General features: G+C 61.3%; 21 protein-coding genes. 12 read left to right on the forward strand and 9 right to left on the reverse strand.

The annotated features are described in order from the left end of the window. Nucleotides 1-187: 187 nt before the first annotated feature. The 5 genes from P0D87_RS16355 to P0D87_RS16375 all read left to right on the forward strand — a co-directional run bounded on the left by P0D87_RS16355 (nt 188) and on the right by P0D87_RS16375 (nt 5,453). On the forward strand, nt 188-1,627 hold the full coding sequence (locus tag P0D87_RS16355) for an aldehyde dehydrogenase family protein (protein ID WP_006048450.1): 1,440 nt from the start codon (nt 188-190) through the stop codon (nt 1,625-1,627). Nucleotides 1,628-1,669: 42 nt separating this feature from the next. Further along, the gene (locus tag P0D87_RS16360; protein WP_013587565.1) at nt 1,670-2,428 is read left to right on the forward strand and encodes an SDR family oxidoreductase; all 759 of its coding nucleotides are present in this window, start codon (nt 1,670-1,672) and stop codon (nt 2,426-2,428) included. 177 nt (nt 2,429-2,605) lie between these two features. Further along, complete coding sequence (locus tag P0D87_RS16365) at nt 2,606-3,925, forward strand: MFS transporter (protein ID WP_053857713.1); 1,320 nt, start codon at nt 2,606-2,608, stop codon at nt 3,923-3,925. Between the two features lie 159 nt (nt 3,926-4,084). Beyond that, the gene (locus tag P0D87_RS16370; protein WP_053857712.1) at nt 4,085-4,816 is read left to right on the forward strand and encodes a transporter substrate-binding domain-containing protein; all 732 of its coding nucleotides are present in this window, start codon (nt 4,085-4,087) and stop codon (nt 4,814-4,816) included. Continuing rightward, nucleotides 4,788-5,453 carry a CPBP family glutamic-type intramembrane protease gene (locus tag P0D87_RS16375; protein ID WP_321175786.1) on the forward strand — a complete coding sequence of 222 codons (666 nt, stop codon included), beginning with the start codon at nt 4,788-4,790 and terminating at the stop codon, nt 5,451-5,453. Before P0D87_RS16370 ends, P0D87_RS16375 begins: the two co-directional genes overlap by 29 nt. Nucleotides 5,454-6,199: 746 nt before the next feature. Here P0D87_RS16375 and P0D87_RS16380 read toward each other — a convergent pair. The 5 genes from P0D87_RS16380 to P0D87_RS16400 form a co-directional block, all read right to left on the reverse strand. After that, entirely contained in the window at nt 6,200-6,460 is a 261-nt protein-coding gene (locus P0D87_RS16380; RefSeq protein WP_171800289.1) for a hypothetical protein, read from the reverse strand. A 155-nt stretch (nt 6,461-6,615) separates the two neighbouring features. Beyond that, nucleotides 6,616-7,782 (reverse strand): ABC transporter permease, encoded by a 1,167-nt coding sequence (locus P0D87_RS16385; RefSeq protein WP_006048456.1) that lies wholly within the window; start codon nt 7,780-7,782, stop codon nt 6,616-6,618. Between the two features lie 6 nt (nt 7,783-7,788). After that, the gene (locus P0D87_RS16390) at nt 7,789-8,943 is read right to left on the reverse strand and encodes an ABC transporter permease (RefSeq protein WP_029970057.1); all 1,155 of its coding nucleotides are present in this window, start codon (nt 8,941-8,943) and stop codon (nt 7,789-7,791) included. 21 nt (nt 8,944-8,964) lie between these two features. After that, nucleotides 8,965-9,669, reverse strand: coding sequence for an ABC transporter ATP-binding protein (locus tag P0D87_RS16395; RefSeq protein WP_107707173.1), 705 nt, complete (start codon nt 9,667-9,669; stop codon nt 8,965-8,967). A gap of 19 nt (nt 9,670-9,688) precedes the next feature. Beyond that, the gene (locus P0D87_RS16400; protein ID WP_029970059.1) at nt 9,689-10,891 is read right to left on the reverse strand and encodes an efflux RND transporter periplasmic adaptor subunit; all 1,203 of its coding nucleotides are present in this window, start codon (nt 10,889-10,891) and stop codon (nt 9,689-9,691) included. Between the two features lie 343 nt (nt 10,892-11,234). Between P0D87_RS16400 and P0D87_RS16405 the strand changes: the two genes are divergently transcribed. From P0D87_RS16405 to P0D87_RS16430, 6 genes are all read left to right on the forward strand, one after another. Then, nucleotides 11,235-11,519, forward strand: coding sequence for a DUF3303 domain-containing protein (locus tag P0D87_RS16405; protein ID WP_053857709.1), 285 nt, complete (start codon nt 11,235-11,237; stop codon nt 11,517-11,519). 413 nt (nt 11,520-11,932) lie between these two features. After that, a complete protein-coding gene (locus P0D87_RS16410) occupies nt 11,933-13,333 on the forward strand; it encodes a tetratricopeptide repeat protein (RefSeq protein ID WP_053857708.1) in 1,401 nt (466 codons plus the stop codon). Nucleotides 13,334-13,384: 51 nt separating this feature from the next. Continuing rightward, nucleotides 13,385-13,867: a glycoside hydrolase family 108 protein gene (locus P0D87_RS16415; protein WP_053857707.1), complete on the forward strand. Its 483-nt coding sequence runs from the start codon at nt 13,385-13,387 to the stop codon at nt 13,865-13,867. Further along, entirely contained in the window at nt 13,867-14,550 is a 684-nt protein-coding gene (locus tag P0D87_RS16420; RefSeq protein WP_053857706.1) for a hypothetical protein, read from the forward strand. The genes P0D87_RS16415 and P0D87_RS16420 overlap by 1 nt, the downstream gene beginning before the upstream one ends. Before the next feature lie 666 nt (nt 14,551-15,216). Then, nucleotides 15,217-16,467, forward strand: coding sequence for an AAA family ATPase (locus P0D87_RS16425; RefSeq protein ID WP_053857705.1), 1,251 nt, complete (start codon nt 15,217-15,219; stop codon nt 16,465-16,467). Continuing rightward, on the forward strand, nt 16,460-17,209 hold the full coding sequence (locus tag P0D87_RS16430; RefSeq protein WP_053857704.1) for an HNH endonuclease family protein: 750 nt from the start codon (nt 16,460-16,462) through the stop codon (nt 17,207-17,209). The genes P0D87_RS16425 and P0D87_RS16430 overlap by 8 nt, the downstream gene beginning before the upstream one ends. 355 nt (nt 17,210-17,564) lie before the next feature. Here the strand turns inward: P0D87_RS16430 and P0D87_RS16435 are convergent, their stop codons facing one another. After that, nucleotides 17,565-18,311 (reverse strand): DUF2971 domain-containing protein, encoded by a 747-nt coding sequence (locus P0D87_RS16435; protein WP_053857703.1) that lies wholly within the window; start codon nt 18,309-18,311, stop codon nt 17,565-17,567. Nucleotides 18,312-19,010: 699 nt separating this feature from the next. Between P0D87_RS16435 and P0D87_RS16440 the strand changes: the two genes are divergently transcribed. Further along, a complete protein-coding gene (locus P0D87_RS16440; RefSeq protein ID WP_053857702.1) occupies nt 19,011-19,481 on the forward strand; it encodes a hypothetical protein in 471 nt (156 codons plus the stop codon). Nucleotides 19,482-19,603: 122 nt separating this feature from the next. On the opposite strand, the gene P0D87_RS16445 is transcribed toward P0D87_RS16440, so the two are convergent. The 3 genes from P0D87_RS16445 to hemC are packed head-to-tail and all read right to left on the reverse strand — an operon-like array spanning nt 19,604 to nt 23,855. Further along, nucleotides 19,604-20,794, reverse strand: a complete 1,191-nt coding sequence (locus P0D87_RS16445; protein WP_053857701.1) for a heme biosynthesis protein HemY — start codon at nt 20,792-20,794, stop codon at nt 19,604-19,606. A gap of 2 nt (nt 20,795-20,796) precedes the next feature. Continuing rightward, the gene (hemDX, locus tag P0D87_RS16450; protein ID WP_053857700.1) at nt 20,797-22,830 is read right to left on the reverse strand and encodes a fused uroporphyrinogen-III synthase HemD/membrane protein HemX; all 2,034 of its coding nucleotides are present in this window, start codon (nt 22,828-22,830) and stop codon (nt 20,797-20,799) included. Next, on the reverse strand, nt 22,830-23,855 hold the full coding sequence (hemC, locus tag P0D87_RS16455) for a hydroxymethylbilane synthase (RefSeq protein ID WP_408636952.1): 1,026 nt from the start codon (nt 23,853-23,855) through the stop codon (nt 22,830-22,832). The genes hemDX and hemC overlap by 1 nt, the downstream gene beginning before the upstream one ends. Nucleotides 23,856-23,905 lie beyond the last annotated feature (50 nt).

Here is a 23,905-nt window from a genome sequence, read left to right on the forward strand (position 1 = left end):
CGGACAGTGCGGAATGCGCCATTATAGCCAATCGGCCGATGGCATCCGTCGGCGGATCAGCGCGATAATCATCAGGCGTCGCTCGATTGTGCCTCTCGTTTATGAACACCGCGTAACGGCGTTCGTTCAGCGTTCCGTCGAACTTCTGTGGAACGTGCGCCGGTTGCGGACATGTCAAGGAGTCTGCATGGAAGAAGCCCGACACTTCATCGGCGGCGAGTGGGCCGCTGCTTCAGGCGGCGAGACCATCGCCGTGCTCGATCCCTCGGACGGCCAGCCGTTCACGCAACTCGCGCGCGGCACCGCGGCGGACATCGACGCCGCCGTGCATGCTGCGCGCCGCGCGTTCGAAGGTGCATGGGGCGCGGCGAGCGCGGCCGAACGCGGACGCGTGCTGTACCGGCTGTCGATGCTCGTCGCCGCGCATCAGGAAGAACTGGCGCAGCTCGAAGCACGCGATACCGGCAAGCCGCTCAAGCAGGCGCGCGCCGATTCGGCGGCGCTCGTGCGCTACTTCGAGTTCTACGCGGGCGCGGCCGACAAGCTGCATGGCGAGACGCTGCCCTACCAGGCCGGCTACACGGTGATGACGATCCGCGAGCCGCACGGCGTGACCGGCCACATCGTGCCGTGGAATTATCCGATGCAGATTTTCGGGCGCAGCGTGGGCGCGGCGCTCGCGGCGGGCAATGCGTGCGTCGTCAAACCCGCCGAAGATGCGTGCCTTTCGGTGCTGCGCGTCGCCGAACTGGCGGCCGAAGCGGGCCTGCCCGCGGGCGCGCTCAATGTCGTCACCGGTTATGGACACGACGCGGGAGCGGCGCTCGCGCGTCATCCGGGTATCGATCATATTTCGTTCACCGGCTCGCCCGAGACCGGCAAGCTCGTCACGCAAATGGCCGCCGAGAACCACGTGCCCGTCACCCTCGAGTTGGGCGGCAAATCCCCGCAAATCGTTTTCGCCGACGCGGACCTCGACGCCGCGCTGCCCGTGCTCGTTTCCGCGATCGTGCAGAACGCCGGGCAAACCTGTTCGGCGGGCAGCCGCGTGCTGATCGACCGCGCGATTTACGAGCCGCTGCTCGACCGGCTGAGCGGCGCGTTCAACGCGCTGCGCGTCGGTCCGTCGCATGCGGATCTGGATTGCGGCCCGCTCATCAACGCGAAACAGCAGCAGCGCGTGTGGGACTTTCTGTCCGACGCGCAGCATGACGGCATCGCGATGGCCGCGCACGGCGAAGTGATTCCCGAGGCGCCGGAAAGCGGCTTCTATCAGGCGCCCACGTTGTTGCGCGACGTGCCCGCGAGCCACCGCCTTGCCCGCGACGAAGTGTTCGGCCCCGTGCTCGCCGCCATGTCCTTCAGCGACGAAGACGAAGCGCTCGCGCTCGCCAACGGCACGCAATACGGCCTGGTGGCCGGCATCTGGACACGCGACGGCGCGCGGCAGATGCGTCTCGCGCGACGTCTGCGCTCGGGCCAGGTGTTCATCAACAACTACGGCGCGGGCGGCGGCGTCGAATTGCCGTTTGGCGGCGTCAAACATTCGGGCCACGGACGCGAGAAAGGATTCGAGGCGCTGTATGGCTTTACGGTGCTGAAGACGATTGCGATCCGGCACGGCTAGCTCGTGCGCGGGTTGCCCCACAACATAAACAATGGAGACATCATGCGGTTGACAGGTAAAACGGCCATCGTCACGGGTGGCGGCTCGGGTTTCGGCGAAGGCATCGCGAAGACCTACGCACGCGAAGGCGCGAACGTCGTCGTCAACGATCTCAACGGCCCCGCCGCCGAGCGCGTCGCGAGCGAAATCGCGCTGGCGGGCGGCAAGGCGATTGCGGTGGCGGGCAACGTCGCGCAACGCGAGGACTGGCAAAAGCTGCGCGAGGCGGCGCTCGAAGACTTCGGCAGCGTGCAGATCGTCGTCAACAATGCGGGCACCACGCATCGCAACAAGCCGGTGCTCGAAGTGACCGAAGCCGAGTTCGACCGCGTGTACGCGGTGAACGTCAAGAGCATCTACTGGAGCGTGCAGGAGTTCGTGCCGTATTTCCGCGAGCAAGGCGGCGGCAGCTTCATCAATATCGCGTCGACGGCGGGCGTGCGGCCGCGCCCCGGACTCGTCTGGTACAACGGCAGCAAGGGCGCGGTGATCATCGCGAGCAAGTCGCTGGCGGTGGAACTCGGGCCGGACCGCATCCGCGTGAACTGCGTGAATCCGGTGATCGGCGAAACGGCTTTGCTGTCCGAATTCATGGGCGTCGAAGATACGCCTGAGAACCGCAAGCGCTTTCTCGCGGGCATTCCGCTGGGACGCTTTTCGACGCCGCAGGACATTGCGAACGCCGCGCTCTATCTGGCTTCGGACGAAGCGGAGTTCATCACCGGCGTGTGTCTGGAAGTGGATGGCGGGCGCTGCGTGTAGTCGCAGCTCTGGCGTTGGGTTTGGCGTTGGTGGCGTTGCCCTGAGCAAGCGCCGTTCACGTACGGCGCTTGCGGGGCTCAGTGTTTTCCCCCGGTATCTAATTGACGTGCGAGCCGCGCCGCACGGCTAGAATCGATCGACGCGGCACTTCAATTCCACAAGAAAAGAGGAGACACCATGGCTAGTCCCGCAGATCCGCTCCACCATCCCGGCGCGGGAGCGCCGCCTTCCACTTTCGAAGAGGCGACCTATCGCAAGGTCAACTGGCGGCTCGCGCCGCTCCTGATGCTCTGCTACGTGGTCGCGTATCTCGACCGCGTGAACGTCGGCTTCGCGAAGCTGCAAATGACGAGCGACCTCGGCCTGAGCGATGCGGTTTATGGCTTCGGCGCAGGCATTTTCTTTGTCGGCTACTTTTTCTTCGAGATCCCAAGCAATGTGATTTTGCACAAGGTGGGCGCGCGCGTGTGGATTGCGCGGATCATGGTGTCGTGGGGCGTGATCTCCGTGCTGACCATGTTCGTCACCACGCCGACCATGTTCTACGTGATGCGCTTTCTGCTCGGTATTGCCGAAGCCGGCTTCTTTCCCGGCATCATTCTGTATCTCACGTACTGGTATCCGTCGCATCGGCGTGGACGCATGACGACGTGGTTCATGACGGCGATTGCGCTCTCGGGAGTGATCGGCGGGCCGGTGTCGGGCTATATCCTGAAGACGTTCAATGGCGTGAACGGTTGGCACGGCTGGCAGTGGCTGTTTCTGCTCGAAGGGCTGCCGTCGGTGCTGGTGGGCATTCTGGTTTTCGTCGCACTCGATGATCGTATTTCGAAGGCCAAGTGGCTGACCGACGAAGAAAAGGAACTGCTGCAGCGCCACGTTTCCGCGGAAGAAGCGACCAAGCACGACATGCCGATTCGCCAGGTGCTGACGAGCGGCCGCGTGCTGATGCTTAGCCTCACTTACTTTTCGTTCGTGATGGGTTTGTATGGCGTGAGCTTCTGGCTGCCGACGATCATTAAGGCGACTGGCGTGACCGATGCGTTCGCGATCGGCCTGCTTTCCGCGATTCCGTTTGCGGCGGCGGTGGTGGCGATGGTGCTGGTTGCGCGCAGCGCGGACCGCATGCGGGAGCGTCGCTGGCATATTGCGTTGCCGGCGTTTGCGGGAGCCGTTGGACTGGTGCTTTCGGTGGTGTACACGCACAACACCGTGCTCGCGATGGCTTCTCTCACGCTTGCGACGATGGGCATTCTCACTACGTTGCCGCTGTTCTGGAGTTTGCCGACGGCGATTCTTGCGGGAACGGGTGCCGCGGCCGGGATTGCGATGATTAATTCGATTGGCAATCTTGCGGGGTTTTTGAGTCCGTATGCGGTCGGGTGGTTGAAGCAGGCGACTGCGGCTAATGATTCGGGGATGTATATGCTCGCGGCGTTTCTGGTTCTTGGGGGACTGCTGGCGATTAGTGTGCCGGCGAGGATGGTTAATCGGTGAGTGGGTTTGCTAACCATCGAGTTTGAGTGAGGCGCGGCTATTGCCATTGACGTGTAACGTTAGGCGATAGTCGCGCTCACAAGGAATGCGTGCACAAGCGAGAAAAAGCTCGAACAATCCGCATAGTTTCCTGCCATTGCCATTTCCTGAGACACAGTGATGAAGGTCACGATTGCGTACATCGAAGAACCGCCATTCGGTTGGACCGACGCGGATGGTAGCGCTACAGGCGCTGACATCGCCTTGGCCGATGCAGTCCTTCGGGCGATTGGTGTAGCGCGGATCGAATATCACCTGACCACGTTCAGTGAACTGCTGCCCGGCGTTCAAGCAGGCCGGTGGGACATGAATGTGCCGCTCTTCGTCACGGCTGAACGCGCGGAGATGGTCGCGTTCAGCGTACCTGTATGGGGAATCGGCGACGGCTTTCTCGTTCAGGCTGGAAATCCGAAAGCGCTCGACAGCTATGTATCACTCGCCGAACGCGCCGATGCCCGCCTTGGCATCATCGCGGGACAGGTTCAACACGATTCGGCCAGAGCATCAGGCGTATCGGAAGAGCAGATCGTCATCTTTCAACAACAGGCCGACGCTATTGACGCGGTCCTTTCGCGCGAGATCGATGCGTATGCGAGCACCGCGTTGGGCAATCGCATAGTTGCGAGTCGGGTCGGTGGCTCAACGCTCGAGGCGGTGGCGCACAAGCGGGCAACGGACGGTGCGCAGCACACGCCCCCGCTCGGAGCGTTCTCGTTTAATCGAAAGAACAGCGAGCTGATTAATGCGGTGAACCGGCAACTTCGTTTATATCTGGGCTCGGAAGATCATCGCGCCAGCATGGCAAGGTTTGGATTGACGGGTAATGAAATCGATCCAGCGCTCGCGCGCTGAGTTTGTTTGCGTTGGCGTAGGCATTAGCTGCCGCTCGATAAGGTCGCACTACTCGGCAACAATTCGCCGCGACGACTACTATCTCGTCCATCTACTGTTGGGCCAACTCGCGGCATTATGTGGACGCACGTTTGGAGAATGTACTTTGCCCCCGGCACTTGGCGTTAGCTTCAAGTTGAAGAACTACTGGACGAACACGCCGCGATGGGGATTGATCGTGGGAGGGGCAGCGATCATGTCGTTCGGGCAGATCGCGCTCATTGTCGTCGGATCGTGGTTTTTTGGCGCGCCGCCTGCGCACGAAATACCGTTCGCGAACCGCTCTATTGAGTTGCGACTGTTCGTTATCGTTGTCGCGATGCCATTCGTGGAGACAATAGTCGGGCAATGGCTGCCGATTCGATTGGTTAGGGGCGTTTTCCGTCAACCGTGGTGGGTTGCTGGACTTTGTTCAGCCATTGCATTCACTTGCCTGCATGGTTATACGGATCGTACTGTCGTGAGTATTGTCCTGGGCGCAGCGGTGCTTGCGGCGGTCTTCGTTGTGGAGGCCAGGAAGCAAGGGCGGCCGATTTTTAGCACGTACGTTACGCACGCTTTGGCTAATGGGCTTGTGTTGGCTGTGCGCTTTCTTTAGCCGGGGAAAGGTTGAGTAGGTGGGGTTGCGGTCGAACGGCCGTTGACTACAGCGTGGCTTGCGGTAGAGATCGGGCGAGAGCGGTCTGTCGACAGCAGAGCCTTGATCGTCGACAATGTCGTTGCATCAGTCTTTGGCCCGGGAAACCTGCCACTGTTGAGCGACGTTAATGGCTTCGCGAGTGCGGGAAGCTACGCGAGAAAACCATCTGGCTACGGCGACGCAATTAACGCGTGCTTCGAGGCCTAGTATGTCAGTTAGAGAAAAAACTACCACCACACCGGAATGACGTCGAGTTTCCCAAAACGATATACAACGATAAGAGTGATCGCTTTTGCGCTGATGTTGCAAAGCGTGTACTCGCTGCAGGTATTCGCCTACGTGGGATATGCGTGGTCAGGCTCATGGTCGACATTAAAGGCGACGCTGCCGTGGCAGCTCTTGTTGTGCGATGCCGTTTGGTTTGTCTCTACCCTAGGATGTCTGGCCGCGAGCCTCGCTTTATGCTATCGACGCGCTTGGGGCCGAGCGCTCTACATATGGACGACGGTCGCCAGTATCGCTGTGACAATATCGCTTCCGTTCCGGCTCAATGCGTTGATTTCGCTGCCTTTCGCCGGCCTGTTTATTGCCTTGGTGTATAGCAAAAGGAGTTACGACTTCTTTGCCGAGAGCCATCATATGCCGCCGGCACATACGGTCCGGGATCTGGTTCGAATTGGCGCTCTCGGTCTCTCGTGTCTGCTTCATTTTTTTGCAATGTCTTTCGCAGCAAGCCGCGCGGGCTGGTTACCGCTCCTAATGCCGCAGGGCCGCCCTTTGAGCCTTCTTATTGCGGCAACGATCGCGCTCTTCTTTGGAGTCGCGCTTTCGCCAAAGGGACAGCGCGCGTGGAACTGCGGCATGACCCTGATGATCTTCTCTGTTTCGATGACCTGCCAATTGCTCGCCCACGTAACGACGAGCACGCCACTCATCAAATACTTGCCGCCTCCTTTCAGGTTCACACCGTTTCCGTGGTCCGTGATGATTGCGTACACCGCCGTGGTCGGACTCACTGCTACAGCGTTGCTGCAATGGACCAGGCCCCCTCGTCACCGGCCGCCTCTGGAAATGCCTGACTTTTCGTGAAAGTAATTCCAACTCCCCACACGCCATCCACTCACCTCGCCCGCAACGCATCCACAACATTCATCCGCGACGCGCGCAACGCGGGCAAAAAGCCGCCGACCAGCCCCATCGTCACCGAGAACGCCAATGTCTTTCCGACAATCGCGGGCGTCAGGATGAAGCGGAACGACAGGTCCGCGAAGGTCTGGAAGTTGGTTGTCGAGAACGACGCGAACTGCATGAACGCTGCGCAGCCAAGCCCCGCGAGGCCGCCGACGAGCCCCAGCAGCATCGCTTCGATGAGGAACGCCGCGAGCACGTTCGCGCGCTTGAAGCCGAGCGCGCGCAACGTGCCGATCTCGGCCACGCGATTCGCCACGGACGCATACATCGTGATCATCGCGCCGATCATCGCGGCAATGGAAAAAATGGCCGACAGCGTGAAGCCGAGTATGTTGAGGAACGTCGACAGCGCCTTCGACTGGTCGCTGTAAAAAGTTCGCTCGCGTTTCGCGTCGTCGGCGAGGCGCGGGTCGACGTCGATATCGCTCCTGAAGCGCTCAAACTGATCGCTCTCTGAAAGCCGCACGACCATCGACGAATAACTCGTCCGGCGAAACGCCTGCATCAGCTGATCGGCATCGCCCCAGATCTCCGAATCGAAGCCGCTGCCGCCTGCGTCGAAGGTGCCGACCACGGTCCACTCGCGCTGCGCGAAACGCAAGTGCTCGCCGGGCTGCGTGCGCGCGAAGCCCTTCGCAATGCTGCTGCCGACCACAATCTCCGACGATCCCGGCGTGAAGAAGCGCCCCGATGCGAGCCGCACTTGGGGCCGCAAGCCGATGCCCGCTTGCGACACACCGCGTATCACCACGTTCGACGGCTTGCCCGAGCCGATTTTCGCTAGCGAGATCAGCACGACCGACTCTTTCGACGCGAGCCTTCGTCCGTCGCCGCCGATCGCGACGGCCGGATGCATCTCGATCACGTTGGCCTGATTGCGGTCGATCGCGCTCTGCACTTCCGTCTCCGCGCCCTTGCGGATCACGACGACGTTGTCCTCTTCGCCGGTCGAGACGAGCGTTTTCTTGAGGCCCGCGTCGAGCATCAGCACCGTCGAGAACACAAATACGACGAGCGCGAGTCCGCCCGCCGTGAGCGCCGTCGTCAGCCGGCGGGTCCACAGGTTGCGAGCGATATATGAAAGCGGAATGGCCACGATGCGCTACCCGATCGCCCGCAGGCCTTCGACGATCCGCACGCGCGCCGCCTGGATCGCCGGAATGATCGCCGCCGCCACGCCGACGACACCCGCACACGCCGCCTGCAACAGCACGGTGTCGCGCGACACGTGGAAGACGGGGAATACACCGCCCGTTGCCTGCCGGAAGATACTGGCGGCGGGCGGCGTCAGCAGCATGCCGAGCCCGCCGCCCGCGATGCACAGCGTCAACGACTCGCCGAACATCAGCAGCGCGAGAAAGCCCGGCCCGAAGCCGAGCGCCTTCAGCGTCGCGTATTCGACGGTGCGCTCGCGGGCGCTCATCGCCATCGCATTCGCCATCACGGCCATGATGATGACGATCACCACATACGACACGACGCGGATCGCCGCGATGATCTGATTCGACATCGCGACGAAGCCGAGCTGGAACGCCTGCTCCGTTTCGGTCAGCGTTTCGGCGAGGGAGTTTCTGAACACGTCGTCGACGTTGCGCGAGATCGCGGCGGCCTCCTCGGGAACAGCAATGCCCAGCACGTAGACACCGACCTGATCCGCGCGCCGCCCCGGCATTTTGCGCACCGATTCGTTCAGATAGTCCCAGTGAAAAATGAGTTGCCGCGTGATGGTGGATTCGTCGCGGCCGTCCATGATGCCGCGCACGACAAACTCCCAGGTGCCCGGATAGATCGTGCCTTTAATGGGGATGACGTCGCCGACCTTGAAGCCGAACTGCGTCGCGAGTTGCCGGCCGACGAGACAGCCCTTGCGGTCGCGTACGTAATCGCTGCGCTGTTGAGCGGGCACGATCAACTCGGGATAGAGGTCCAGATAGTTGTCCGACACGGCGAACTGCGCGAAGAAGTTCTTCGGCTCGCGATACACGCCGCCGAACCAGCTCGAGCGCGCAACCAGCGTCACGCCTTCCACGCCGCGAATGCGGTTCTCGTAGCTGAGCGGCAGCGAGAACGTCAGCGAAATGGCATTGCGCGTGACGAGGCGCGCGTTCGATGCGGCCGCGGCGCCCGCATACCATGCATCGACTACCGTATTGAGGAGCCCGTATGCGAGCACCGCGATGGTGAGCCCGAGCACCGTCAACGCAGTGCGCAGCTTGTGGCGCAGCGCGTTGCGCGTAATCAGCTTCAGCGCGTGCATGACAGGCTGCCGTCGCGCCGATCAGCGTGTGTCGCCATCGGTCAACTCCCCTTTGTCCAGATGCACGAGCGCATTCGCGGCGCCTGCGGCATGCGCGTCGTGCGTGACCATGATGATGGTCTTGCCCAGTTCGCGGTTCAGACGTTGCAGCATCGCGAGGACTTCTTCCGCCGATGTGCGATCGAGGTCGCCGGTTGGTTCGTCGGCGACGATCAGCGTCGGGTCGGTGATGACTGCGCGGGCAATCGCGACGCGCTGCTGCTGTCCGCCCGACAGCTCCGACGGATAGTGATGCGCACGGTTCGCGAGGTTGACCATCTCGAGCACCAGCTCGACGCGCTCGCGCCGCTCCTTGCGCGTGAGTCTCGTGAGCATCAGCGGCAACTCGATGTTCTCGAACGCCGTCAGCACCGGCATCAGGTTGTAGAACTGGAAGATAAAGCCGACGTTGGCCGCGCGCCAGTCGGCCAGCGCCGCTTCCGACAGTTGCGTGATGTCGAGCCCGCCCACGCGCAGCACGCCGCCATCGGGCCGGTCGATGCCCGCAATCAGGTTGAGCAGCGTGCTCTTGCCTGAGCCCGACGGCCCCATCAATGCGATGAAGTCGCCTTCTTCTATCGAAAGCGTGATGTTCGACAGCACCGGCACCGTCTGCACGCCGCGCCGGTACGACTTCACGAGCTGCGATATCTCGACGAGCGGCGCAGCGCCATTCGCGCGGTTCATAGCTTGCTGCCCGCTCATGTTATGGCTTCGCCACGTTGACTTTCGCGCCGTCCGTCAACTGCGCGTCGGGCGCACGCACCAGCACGTCTCCTGCACGCACGCCGTCGAGCGCGATCAGATCGCCGAGTTTCGCGCCCGTCGTGACGGGCACCTGATGCACGGTCTCGTCCTTGACGACGAAGACGACGCTGCGTCCGTCGCGCTGAACGACGGCAGCCGGCTGCGCCGCGACGACGGGCCGCCGGTCCTGCGGCGGCACCGGCTTTGACAGGAAAGCGATCTTTGCGCTCATGTCCGGCAGCACGCGTGGGTCGCGATCGACGAAGCGCACCTTGACGAGCACCGTCGCCTTCGAGCGGTCGACGGTCGGCACGATGCGCGATACGCGGCCCGCGAGACGCAGTTCGGGGAGCGCGTCGAGCTGGATCTCGCAAGGCGCGTCGACGGCGATCTTCGCGATGTTCGATTCCGCGACATCCGCCTCGACTTCGAGCGTGTCCATGTCGGCGATGGTGACGACGGCCCCTTTGCTGTCGGACGCCTGAGAAAACGGCGTGATGTTGTCGCCGACGTTCGCATGCTTCTCGATCACCACGCCGTTGAACGGCGCGCGAATCACCGTCTGATCGACAGCGACCTGTGCGGCCTGCGCGTTCGCCTGCGCCGACACGATGGCCGCGCGGCTGTTGTCGATCGACGCCTGCGCCTTGTCGTAGCGCGCGAGGTCGGCGTCGTACTGCGTCGCGGGCATCGCGCCGCTCGGCACCAGAATCTTGGAGCGGCGCAGGTTGAGTTCAGCGTTTTTCAGTTCGGCGACCTGCAGCGCGAGGTTCGCTTGTGCGACCTTCACCTGCGCCCTCGCCTGCGCCAGCGACGCCTCGACGTCCGCACTTTCCAGCCTGGCGATGACTTCGTCCTTTTTCACATGCGTGCCTTCGAGCACCCCGAGCCATTCGAGCCGCCCTTGTGCCTTCGACGCCAGGGCCGCCTTGCGTTGCGGCACGACGTAGCCCGTCGCGTTCAGCAAGGTGTAGCTCTGCGACGGATAAGCGGAGACGACCGACGTGGTTTGCACGGTGCGCGGGCTGGCGAAGCGCAAGCCCACGACGAGCGCGCCCACGACGATAAGCGCGGCCACCCCGTAGCCGGTCCAGTTGCGCCGACGGCGCGCAGTCACCGGCGCGCGGTCGATTTTGAGTCGTTTGAGATCGTGTTCAGCCAATTTTTTATCGGTTCGCCGGGCAGCGCTCGTGCTGCCCCGGCTACTCGCGCTATGGACGGGGAGTCAGTATAGCGCTGCGTCTGGCGTGGAAGCCTGCGGGTGGGGGACGGCGGCTCAAAACGACGATGCGCTGCGCGGCGGAGAAAGACTACGCGCCGCATTTCCCCTTCGGATGGCCGCTGCCTATCATTCTTTAGAAGGCCGAAGTGGCGGCATTGCCTCGCGGATAACGTCGGAAGAATCTGCGCCCGATGCAGGCTCTCACGCGCCGCATCCTGCGGCGCCTGCTGCGATGACGGCTTGCCACTGGCCGGCATCGTCGCGAGTCAAGTGGAGGTCCGCAATGAAATTCATTGTGCAGTGGAAGGGGCTACCGACGGCACAGCAATCGGCGATCGAACGTTTCATGAAGACGGGAGGCGCGCTGCCGCCCGATGGCATCACGATGCTCGGCCGTTGGCACGCAATCGGCGAGTTGAGCGGGTGCGCGATCGTCGAGGCCGACAGCACGGCCCCCCTGGCGGCGTGGGTGCTGCAGTTTGGCGATATCTTTACGTTCACCATTTCGCCCGCTGTCACCGACGAGGAACTCGGGAAGGCGTTGGCGGCGTTTCAGGCGGGGAGGTAAGGCCGGCAGACAGGGGCGTTAATCAGAATACCGATGCGCTTCTGTTTTTGTGTTCCAGGCTAGGGTCGGGCGCTGCCGATCGTCGTGCCCTCCACTCCACTCGGCCGTAGAATTGCTTAGCCCCTGCAGCGAGGGGTGCAAGGCGCTGATTTGGGCCGACTTGACCCAGTCACGCAAAGCCGCTGCTCATCCAGCACGCATCGACAGTGACCAGTCACCCTGTGCAATGTCTCCCCCAACCAAACTTCCACCGCTAACCGTCGGCTACCGAACGACACTTTCCCGCTCTCCGCACTGGCATACAACCCCACGCAGCCGCCGATAAAGGCACACCGTTCCATGGCACGGTCGATGCATAAACGACGCGGTCAAGAGTCGTCTATTGACCAACATCGGGCCGTACGAGGTGCGTCATGTCCAGTGCTCAGCAACAAGCCAGTCGCGGAACCCACCACGGCTTGCACGTCTTCTCCTGGCTGCGCGCCTTAAGGCTGATTTTCGGCGCGCCCAAAGCGTATTTGCCTTACGTGCTTCCGTGGCTGCTGGGAAGTCTCACTGTCGCGTTCTGCTATCTCGTCGTGCAAGGCGTGCTCAGGCAACAACTGCTGGTGCCGCCCGTGGCCACGCCGCCGTCTCTCGCCGAACGCGGCTACACATCCAGTTTCCTCGCCGAAAAGATCATGTCCGAGATGCGGGTGATCGGGCGCGATGCCGGTTCCATTCCCCACGACGCGCTGACCGCGAGCGAAGCGCAGCCCGACATCCAGATTCCCGGACAGGACCTGTCCTATGCGACGACCGTGCGCTTTCTAAAAGAGGTCGTCGACCGGAAGGATGTGGTCGTTCATATCGGCATCACAAAGCTCGGCGATGCCGCGGATTCCTACATGGCTCACGTGCAGATCGAAGGCGGCGTGTTTCAGTCGCGCCAGGCCGAGGTGCCGTTCGCGGGACGCGACATCGACAGATTCGTGCGCGACATTGCCTCGCAGGCGATGCGGCTTGCCGAGCCGAACATACTGGCCAGCCATCTGTTCACCGAAGTGCAGAAAACGAAATGCTCGCTTGCGCAATGCAATTACAGCGAGATCGTCGGCATCTACGATGAAGTGCTTGCGCTGCCCGCTTCGAAGCAGAGCGAATGGGCGGAGGCCGGCAAGGCGTGGCTGCTCGTGAGCCAGGGCCTCGCGAAAGACGCCGAAGCGCAGAGCCGCGAGGCGCTGCGCCGCTATGAAGGCTCGGCGATTCTGCGGGCCAGTCTTGGGATTGCGCTCGAGCAGCAGCACCGAATCGACGACGCGCTGGAACAACTCCAGGCCGGCGCAAAAAAATCATCGCGCACCGCCGAGAACCTGCGTCTCTTGGGCGACGTCATGTTGCACGCGCATCGTTATCCGGAAGCACTGAAGGCTTTCAGGGAAGCCGATCGTATGCAGCCGGACTCAGTCAACACGTTGCACGACTGGGGTGAGGCGCTTATCGCGGTCGGGCGTCACAACGATGCGATTGCGAAGTTCTCTCAGGCCGTATCGCTTCGCCCGGATCTCGCGCCGTCGTATGCGGGATGGGGCCGTGCGCTCGAACTAAGTGGCGAGATGAGCGAAGCGGCGCGCCGGTATGCGCAGGCATCGAAACTCGACAAGGATGTGCTCTCGCCGCACGAAGACCGTATCGCGCGGCTTAGCAAGGAGTATCAGGCGGTCACGCGTTCCGACACGCCGGCTCCGGATGCGACGAGCCGCCCACGTTTAAATCAGCCCGCGAGACGTCAGCTTGAGGCAACACAAAACCCGATCGCGATGCTGACGGCTTAGTGCAAAGGCATCCTCTTCAGCAGTATCACGTAGCAGGCACGGAGACAGTAGATGAACAGCTTCGACGATGCGTTCAGGGCTCTGATCGGAAGCGAAGGAGGATATTCCTTCCATCCCGCGGACCCCGGCGGCGAAACGATGTGGGGCGTGACGGCACGCGTGGCGCGTAGCTCCGGTTATGCCGGCGCGATGAAGGACCTGCCGCTTGAAACCGCCAGGCAGATCGCCAAGGAAAAATACTGGGACCCGCTGCATCTGGATGAACTCGATCCGCGGGTCGCCTTCCAGATATTCGATGCGAACTATAACGGCGGTCTCGTCGTGTTGTGGATGCAGAAGGCGTCCGGTGCCCTGGAAGACGGCAAGTTCGGCCCGGGCACACTGGACGCCGTCAAGAGCGCGGACCCGATGAGGTTTGTCCTGCGATTCGTGGCGTATCGGCTGCGGTATCTGCGAAACCTGCATACGTGGCCCACTTTCAGCCGCGGATGGACGGACCGTATGGCAACCAACCTTCTCCTTGGAGCGGCATGATGGACTGGTCAAAAGTAGCGTCGAGCATCGGCAGCACGGCCCCTTTGCTTGCGGGCCTGATAGGCGGCCCGAGAGGGTTGGGCGTGACTGCCGCCGCCGCCATCATCTCGCATACGCTTGGCACACCCAACGATCCGCACGCGATCGAAACCGCGCTAAACGACCCGACGGCACTCGACAAGCTCAGACAGGCCGAGGGCGCCAACGCGGTGCAGTTGCAGCAGTTGATGGTGACTGCGGCGCACGCCCATCTCGCGCATGAGACCGACATGGCACGCATCCAGGCTGGCGATCGAGCCGACGCGCGCGCGATGGGCATTGCCAACAAGGATTGGGTGCCCAAGGCGCTCGCGATGGTGGTGACCGGCGGCTTCTTCGGCATCCTGCTGCTGATGGCCTTGAGGGAATTGCCTCACGAAAACCGCGATCTGGTGAACGTGGTGATCGGCGCGCTCGGCACGGCGTGGATCAGCATCATCGGCTATTACTTCGGTACGTCGGCGGGTTCGATGAGAAAGACGGAACTGCTCGCCAAGCCGAGTGTGCCGATCACTGCGGATAGTGCTGTTATGTTGAGGGAACCGGCGGCGGCGCCTCATCCGCATGCTGGGGGGAGTGCGCCGCATGTCGAGATGTTGCCGGCGTTTGCGCCGGGGGGACAGGGGCCGGTTTTTACTGGTTGAGCGTGAGGCGAAGGTGCGATGGTTGGTATGTGCGGTTAGGAGTTGCGCTGGCGCGTGCGGTGAGACGGGAGCTGATATTCGCGGTTATCGCGATGTGCGAATGGCGGGCAAGCAATGTGTAGGTGGCTGGCTAACGACAATGCGCGAATGTCGGCAAAGGCAAAGATGGTGCCGGCCGCCGTGGGTTCACGGATGGATGGTAGTTGAAGTTTGGACGCCGCCGTTGAGGTGGTGCGGGTCGAACGGAGGTTGAGAGGTGCATGGAGCAGAGCGCGTCGGACGCAGTTCGGCCAGAAGCCGCCGTCCGCGTGCGTCATAGCGTGGACATTCAAGCGTCGGCTCCGTCCCGTATCCGGCCACGCGATCTAAACGGCGAATGCGCGCTCATCGTGGTCACAGACATATAGCATCGACATCCAGACGACCTCTTGGTGATCCAGACCGGCCAATCGTTGTAGCCACGCAAAGGAGTCGATTCGTTTATTGCCGCCGTTGCGTACCATCGGCGACTGTACCCACGCCCCATGTATGAGACGCGTTGCCTCGCCTTCGGTTTAAGGGCGGGGCGAATCGTGCAAGGCCTGCTGGTAGAATTTCGCAAATTTGTGCGACATGATGCGCTCGGTATCACGCATCTGTCGCGCCGTGCGACTAGGGAACAGAACTATGAGAAGCTCGTTTATAGAATCGCTTCATGTGCGGGATTTCCGACAATTCGATGATCTTAGTGTCGAATTCAATAGTGGCTTCAATTTTATTGCGGGGCCGAACGGCTCAGGCAAAACATCGATACTGGCATGCGTCGCACACGCCCTTACTCATCACTCGTTAGAGCACTCACGTGCCTCGGATACGAGCGAGGTTTTTATCGATGTAAGTCATAAGGGTGACCTACTGCGAGTAGGGCTTGGCAAAGGCTCTTTCACTGGCCATGGCTATCGAACGTCCAGTACGAAGTTGTGGGCGGCATTACCCGAGGCCGAGGGGCGAAAAAGCGTGCTTTCGATCGAAACAGACAAGCATGCGCCAGATTTTTCTCCTCTTTTACTCGGCGCCCAACGATCATTACGTTACATCCAAACTCAAGGCATGCAACGCGAACCGCTATTGGTCGAACGCAGGAAGCAATATCGTAACAACTCCGTTAAGCATATTTTTGAAGAATCCAGTTCAAACGTAAAACAATGGCTGATCAATCGTTACTTCATAGTTGATAAAGACTGGGCGACTACCGAAAAGAAGAATTGGCAGCATTTTTTAAGCGCCCTCCCTGCACTGGCCCCGTTCGACAGCAACTTCGAATTTGTGCGAATCAAGTCCGACATGGAACCCGTTTTCTCGATTTATGGGCGGGAATGTTACTTGGAAGAACTTTCTTCCGGATTTAAAGCCGTGTTAACGATCGTCGCGCGCATAATTGAATGGGCCGAAGGAACGGGCGAGGGCGAATTGGCCGAAATTGAGAAATCGGTGGGATCCGTTCTTATAGACGAAATCGATGTGCATCTTCACCCGGAGTGGCAATTCACATTGCGCGACGGTATGCGTCAAATGTTTCCCAACTTGCAGTTCATTGTCACGACGCACTCTCCTCATGTGCTTGCAAGCGCGCGCGCCGGCGAAGTCATTGCCATGCCCGCCAGCGTACGAGGGAAGTGTTCGATAGCGCCTCAGCCGCATAGCTACTCAGGTTGGACCACGGATCAAATTCTGACTGAGGTCATGGGGGTGAGGAGTCTTGAAAATAAACAATATGAACTCTTGGTTCATCAAGCTTTTGATTGCGTCGAGGAAAAGGATTCAGTCGGTTTGAAGTCGATCATCGGACGGTTACGCTCCATCGCTCACCCGGACGACGCGATTGTAAAAGTATTAGACGTACGATTGGCATCCATTATCTTGACTGAAAATGATTAAGTTGAATCGTCCAGCCGAACCCGCGATCTTATCGGCGAATAAATCGAAATGGCTTTCGGATTTACTGGCAGCCGCAGGAAAGTATGGATCATACAAGGCAATACCTGACGCCGAAAAGGAGAAGCTGGTTTGCTTCTATCGACACGACGATATTAAGCATGCTCTCGAGGAAAGTAGTCTAGGAAAATGCGCATTCTGCGAGGGAAAGCCAGCAGAGTCGGGAAATATTGAAGTCGAGCATTTCGCGCCAAAGTCGATCCACTATCAGCGTACTTTTGACTGGAGCAACTTCTTGCCGTGCTGTCGAAAGTGTAATGGATCGAAGGGGACGCACGATACGGTGGCATCTCCCATAGTGAACCCTTACGACCACGATCCGCGCGACTATTTTTATTTCCAGGACATCTCCCTGCGGCCGATCCGTGGCGCTCATTACGAAATTGCGGCAAAGACTATTGAGGTTTGTGGACTTGATGCAACTCGTTTGATGAGGCCTCGTGCCACATTGCTAATCTCAATACGGCAATTTCTAGCTGATTTAAATGAGGCGCTGACAAAGCTTAGCACCGCCGAATCGCCCCAGAGTCGGACCCGACGGATGCGCAAACTAGCCGAAGCCGTCGATCGCATAGAGAACGCGATGCTTCCGTCAGAAAGTCACTCCAGCTTCATTCGGTCAATTGTGGAGAAAGAAGACGCCTATGACGAAGCAAAGCGTTTGATCGCTGGCCAGGAGCTTTAACTACACGTGATCGATATGCCGGTCACCCTGGTCGAGACGCTGCCGCCCTTTGGAATTCTAGTTCTCTCAGATTCGGAACGCTCTAGGTAGGCGGTCGGCTTAGCTTCTCCAGCGGCTAGGCCGCAACTGATTCTCGATCAACACGGCGTTGTGCCCGCTGTACCTCGAAAGCTGCCGTTTGGCAACTGAGCTGACCAGCGACCGAAAAGGGTGGCGGCCCTTTCCGTTCACACACACATGGTTATTGACTGTCTTCGATCCAAGGGTACCCGCACATGCCTCCCGCCTGACAGCCCTGCCAGGCGCGTTTCGCCTTACCCTTAAGCCAACCCCACCTATTAATTCCGGATCCACTCTATAGTTCGCGAAGATCGACGCGAAACAGATCGTCCTTCGCCCTGACTACTTCCACCAAGTTGCAGCTTGGAAATTTCTTCACAAGCGCTGCGACGCGCTCGCGATCTGGTGTACTAGTGCGAAGGCCAAAGCAAATCTGCTTGAGCCAAGACGGGTCGAAGGCAACGTGGCCAGGCTGTGATGAAACCAACCGAGATTCTTGCTCGTACTTCCACTCCGGCGATTTGGTGACGAGGAAGGATGTAATGACTGGTTTCAGAAACGTATCGAAGAACTCGCCATCGGGTCCTTGCGGCTGGATCGGCTTAAGCTGCTGAAGCGCTTTAAAGAGTTCATCAGTCGAATATTCGACAGGTGCCATTCCGACCAGTTGTTCCGCGAACGCGTGGGGAATCTCGAAGGTCAAGCAGACCCCCGTATGGTTAGCCGCATAGTGCGCCCACATCAGCCGTCCTGCATCGCTGTTGATCGAGCCACTACAAAGGCTGAAAATCCCGCATGTTCGGGCGTGCTCCATAATTGCCTGCGCATGAATCCGGAACGCCTTTTCAGCATCGGCCTCGTCGTTGTTGGCAAGTCCAACTCGGGCGAGCCGAAAGGCAGACATCAAGTCAATTTGACAATCTGCCGGGTCGTTCAACTTCGCGCAGTCGGGAAAGTAGAGCGTACTGGTTTCCAGGATTTCCCAGCCGTACTTATCGAGCGGCTTGAACTTGTGGGCGACGAAGGATGTTGATTCTTGCATGGCTCGATACTTGGTGACTGGCGCAAAGTTGGGACGGCATGGCAACGCATGATGGTACTCCCGCTGGCCGGGCGTTCGGGGGAGCGTGAGGTAGTTACGCGCTAGCCTAGACGTAAAGCGGGCGGGTTATCCATATGAAAGCAAACGATCGCAAAACGTCACAAATTAACCGTGCAACAGCTTTCCTAAGGGCTGTTTCCTGGGTGAAACTGACGCACGAACGTCTGAGTAACTGATCCATCCGAACGACTCGTTATGGCTGCGAACTCAACCCATCGATGCAACACAATTGAAGCTGCGTGAGCAGCAGGAGTGTTGCATCGACCGGTTGAATCCGCCGTCAATCTCGGCCCCTCACTAACCGCCTCCCCCACCGCCCCCCATTTAACATTCCGAAGCATTCCCCCAACTCCCCCAAATTCAAGACAGTCCCACTCCCCTATAATCACCAAGTCGCCGGAAAACACCCTGCGACCAGGTTTGACAGCCTGAACGTTGAAACCCGCACGCCTGCCCAGGCAGGCCGTGCGTCTACTGCTGCACGTCTATAATTCAATGGGCGGGCCGTGGTGGGGGAGCCGCAAGGCTCGCCGGTTATGGTTTCAACGCCGGTCTGTCAACCCTACTTCGTGCCCGCTCACCCTTCCTCAAAAAAGCGCGTGTCCGGGCGATCCAAAGCAGCATCAGGGAGATCGCACCATGACCAAGCCCATCAAGAATCCCAAGCCTTCGCGCCCACCCGTCGACGCACTCCAGTACGAAAAACTCGCCCTCTCCGCGTTCGACCTCTGCGACCGGCAGGTAGCTCAACTGGACACCTTGATCACACTTGCGTCGTCGATAGTTAGAAATCCTGCCGTTTCGCGCGACGAAAGGCAGCGCCGTCAAAAACTCATCGAACTGTTGCTCGACACAGCAGAGCAGTATCAGCAGGAACTCGAATGCGACCGCGAGTTGTTCCAGGTGATCGCACTCGATGCGAAGGGCGTCCCGCGCAGCCGCATCACCGCGCAGCATGCGACGAAGCTGCTCGCCGAAGCATCGCAGAGAGCAAAAGCCTCTTCGACCGCCGCCGACGAAAGCACATCGCGCGGCAAAAACGCGTCCACGAAACGCGCCGCCTCCGTGACCGCAAACATCACGCAACCACCCGCAGCCGCACCGCACTAAGCAACGACCGCAACCCGCAAACCACAAACCACAAACCAACCGCACAAGCAACAAAAAGCAAAATGCCAAAAAAATGGCCGCAGCACCCGCTGCGGCCATCACCCTAAAACGCAAAACCCAACTCAAACAATATTCATAGCCAACGCACTTTCCCGATAATGCAGGCTCGCCTTCTCCGCATCGCCTAGCTGCTCATGCAAGCGAGCCAACGCGCGATGCGACCGGATCTTCAGCGTCTCGTTATCGGCCAGCTTCAGCGCGCGCTCCAGGAACGACTGCGCCTTGCCCCACAACTGCTGATGCAGACACAAGCGCCCCAACGCGAACAACAAGTCGGCATCGTCCGGACGATCCTTCTGCCAGCCCTCGGCCTTCTGAATTAGCGGCAACGCGTCGCCGCCCGCCGTATCCGGATAACGACGCAACAAGCGCGCGTCCCAGTTTTGCGCGAGCGCTTCCTCGACAATCTTGCGCGCTTCCTGCGGACGATTCAGCGCAACCAGCAATTCGGCGGCGAGATCGGCGAGACGCGGCGAATGGCGCTCGGTCGGCGTCAGCGAATTCCATAGTTCGAGCAGCGCATCGGCGTTATGCCGACGATCGCGCAGCAGATTCTCCGCCGCGAGTTGCCGCAAGCGCACGGCCACCGCCGGATGAATCGCCTCGCGCTTTTCCAGCGTCTTGACGAGCTTGAGCACTTCGCCCCAGTTCTTCAATTGCTGTTGCGCGCGCAACATGATCTGCTGCGCGTGAATGCGCCGCCCGCCCTGCGATTGCATTTCCTTGAGTGCGGCCAACGCGCCGTCGGCGTCGCGGCCGTCGGCGCGCATGTCGGCGGTGGCCATCAGACGCGCGTCCTGCCAGTCGGCCTCGTCGATCTGCGCGAGCCATTCGTCGCGCCGTGCATATTCATGCATGCGATGCGCCGCCGCCGCCGCGATCAGGCCGGCCGCGCCCTTGTTGTCGCCATTCGCGAGCGCGTCTTTCGCGGCCTTTTCCGCGCGCGAAAAACGCCCCGCGTACAGATTGCCGATCGCGTCACGCAGCGCGGCGTGCGCCTTCGCGACACGCGAGCGCGCACGATACGCGGCCACGCGCTGCGGCATGCGCCAGATATTGCGCACGATGCGCAGCAACGCATACAGCAGAATGAACAGCACCACGAGCCCGACCACGAACAGATTCAGCGACATGTCGACGCGGTACGGCGGATACACCAGCAGCACCTGTCCCATGTCGAAGCGTCCGACCACCGCCAGCACGACCGCGATGGTGAACAGCAACGCGAGCCATAGAAGTCCCCGGATCGCCATGATTAACCTCGGCTCCGGTATTGATTGACCGCCTGCAGACTCGTGTTCAGATTCGGCAATTCGACGGCGGCCGAACCGGCTTCCACCTGCTTGACGAGATCGGCCACGTTTTGCGTTTTCTTCGACGACGCATCGAAGTAGCGCGTCAGCGCCGTTTGCGCCGCCTGGAGGTCGGACTTGAGCGTGGTCTGGTTGCGCGACAGGAGCGCGAGCCGCGCGGACAACAGACGCAGCTTCACGTTCTCACGCACGAAGTAGCCCTGATCGGGCGCGACCATCATCGCGTCCGCGTTGTCGATGCGGCGCACCTGCACGAGACTCGTCAACTGCTGGCCGATGCCGGTCGTCACCTCGCGCCACCACACTTTCCAGCGCGGCTCGCCAGTGGCCGCCGCGACCTTGGCCGTGTCCGCCCACGTCGCCGCTTGCGGCGTCGCATGCGCGATCGGCGCCTCGCCCGAAAGCGGCAGACTGTCGATCTGATCGACCGCGTTGTCGAGCTTGATCGCGAGACCGGTGAGATCGGTGGAAGGCGCGGCCTTCAGCTTGTCGATGTCCTGCGCAATCGCCTTGCGCACGGCGACCGCCTGCGTGCTGTCCGACGCGGCGAGCCGCGTGTCGGCGCTTTGCAGCGCGAAAAGCGCAAGCTGCGTGTTGCCGGTCAACTGCAACTGCTGACTCGCGGCCGACAGCATCTGACCCACTTCGGCGAGCGTCCAGTCGTCGCGATTGCGCGCGAGATCCGCGTATTGCTGTTGCAGCGCCTGCTGCCCGGCCTGCGCGTCGGCGAGCTTGCCTTCCAGTTGCGCGACCTGCGAGTCCGACTGACGCACCGTGGCGAGCGCCTGCTCGGTCTTGATGCGCAACTCGTTGGCTTGCGTGTCGTTCGCCTGCTGACGTTGCGTAAGCTGCTGCTCGGTGCGCTCCAGCTTGCGGTTGAGCGCATAGCCGCCCACGCCCGCGGCGCAAGCCAGAACCACGACGACAAACCACAACAGCGGTCCGCTCGCGCTGCGGCGCTTTTGCGCTTCGTAGGGCGTGAAGGGTTGGTTCGGCGGCAAGCTTGCGGTCGCGGCCGGCTGGGGTGAAGCGTTCGTGGATGCGTTCGTTTCAGTCATGCGTGATTGAGCCGGTGAATGAGCCGGATTGGACGATACCGGTTGAACTACGGTCGGCAGGGCGGCGAGCAAGGCTTGGGCGATGCGCTCGTCGCCCGCGCCGGACACCGTAATCCTATCAAAACCCAATGCCCGCGCGGTCTGCGCGATACGGGGATGCGGCGCGACGATCGGCGCGCGCTTGAGCTGCGCGATTTCGTCGGCGGTGAGATGTTCTTGCGCGAGTTCGTGCAGATTGCGCACGCCTTCGGAACTCGTCAGAAGCCATGCGTGCGGTTCGCCCGCCAGCAGTCGATGCACGCGCGCCCACGCCGCGATAGACGGCTCGGGCACGAGGCGCCGATACGCGGCGACCGTTTCGACTTCGGCGCCGGCTTCGCGCAGGCGGTCGGCGAGCCACTCGCGGCCGCCGTCGCCGCGCACGATCAGCACGCGCTTGCCTTCGAGATTCGCCTCGCCGAGCGCTGCGTCGATCGCGGCGAAGAGGCCTTCGGAATCAAAGCGGCCGTTGTCTTCGTCGGCGTCCGACGCCGGGCTGATGACCTGGTGCGCCGGCGCATTCACGCCGTGACGCGCGAGCGCGCGCACACTGCCGGGCCCGACCACGCCGACCGGCAATGCATGCGGCCAGATCGCGCCGCTTCGGGCGAACGCGTGATCGATTGCGTTCGGCGACACGAATACGACAAGCGCATAACGTTCGAGCGAGCCGAGCGCGGCGCGCAACGGCGCGTCGTCTTCGACGGGGGCGATGTCGATCAGCGGAAAGTCGAGCGTGACGGCACCGGCCGCGGCAAGCCGCTCAATCAGTTCGTTCGACTGACCGGCCGGTCGCGTAATGACGACCGTGAACGCCGCCTTGCCGGCAGCCGGCGATAATGCCGACGCGTTGCCAGATGTGTCGGTATGGGCGGCCATCAGTCGCCGGATACCGCGCTGTTCGCCGCGCCGTTGCCGGACGATGCCGCGGCGCCATCCACGGCGCTCGCCGTGCTCAACGCACGGACGATGTCCATCGCGCCTTGCTGTTCGAGCGCGTTCGCCACTTCGCGGCCCAATGCGATGGCGCGCTCGGTGGTCGGCGCGGGTGCCGACGCCTGCGCGCTCAGCACACGTTGACCGTCGGGCGTGGCGACGATGCCGCGCAGATGCAGCGCGCCGTCATGCCATGTCGCGTACGCGGCGAGCGGCACTTCGCAACTGCCGCCGAGCACGCGCGACACCATGCGTTCCGCCTCGACGGCCGCAGCCGTGTGTTCGTGATGCAGCGGCGCGAGCCACGCCGTGAGTTCCGCGCGGTCGGCGCGAATCTCGATGCCGAGTGCGCCCTGCCCGGCGGCGGGCAAGCTGTCTTCCGGATCGAGCAGCGCGCGGATGCGGCCTTCGAGACCGAGGCGCTTCAACCCCGCCGCCGCGAGAATGATCGCCGCATAATCGCCGCGGTCGAGCTTGGCGAGACGCGTGTCCAGATTGCCACGCAGCGGCCGCACTTCGAGATGCGGATAGCGCATGCGCAGCATCGCTTCGCGGCGCAGGCTCGAGGTGCCGACCACGGCGCCGGCCGGCAGCGCGGCGAGCGAGTCGTAATCGTTCGAGACGAGCGCATCGCGCGGGTCTTCACGCTCCATGATCGTGGATAGTGCAAAGCCCGCGGGCAATTCCATCGGCACGTCTTTCAGCGAATGCACGGCGAGGTCGGCGCGGCCATCGGCGAGCGCCGCTTCCAGTTCCTTGACGAAGAGACCCTTACCACCCACCTTCGACAGCGTACGATCGAGAATCTGATCGCCGCGTGTCGTCATTCCGAGGATTTTTACGTCGCAAGATGGATATAATTTGTGCAGCGCACATCGCACATGCTCCGCCTGCCACATCGCAAGGCGGCTCTCTCGCGAAGCAATCACAAGCGTGTGGGGTGGCGCGGCAAACGTCTCGGTGTTCATTAGCTTGTCGATTGAATGACGGGATGGAATAACAAGGAATGTTAGCACGC

Origin of the sequence: Paraburkholderia sp. RL17-368-BIF-A (assembly GCF_046054045.1) — a bacterium.
Lineage (GTDB): Bacteria > Pseudomonadota > Gammaproteobacteria > Burkholderiales > Burkholderiaceae > Paraburkholderia > Paraburkholderia graminis.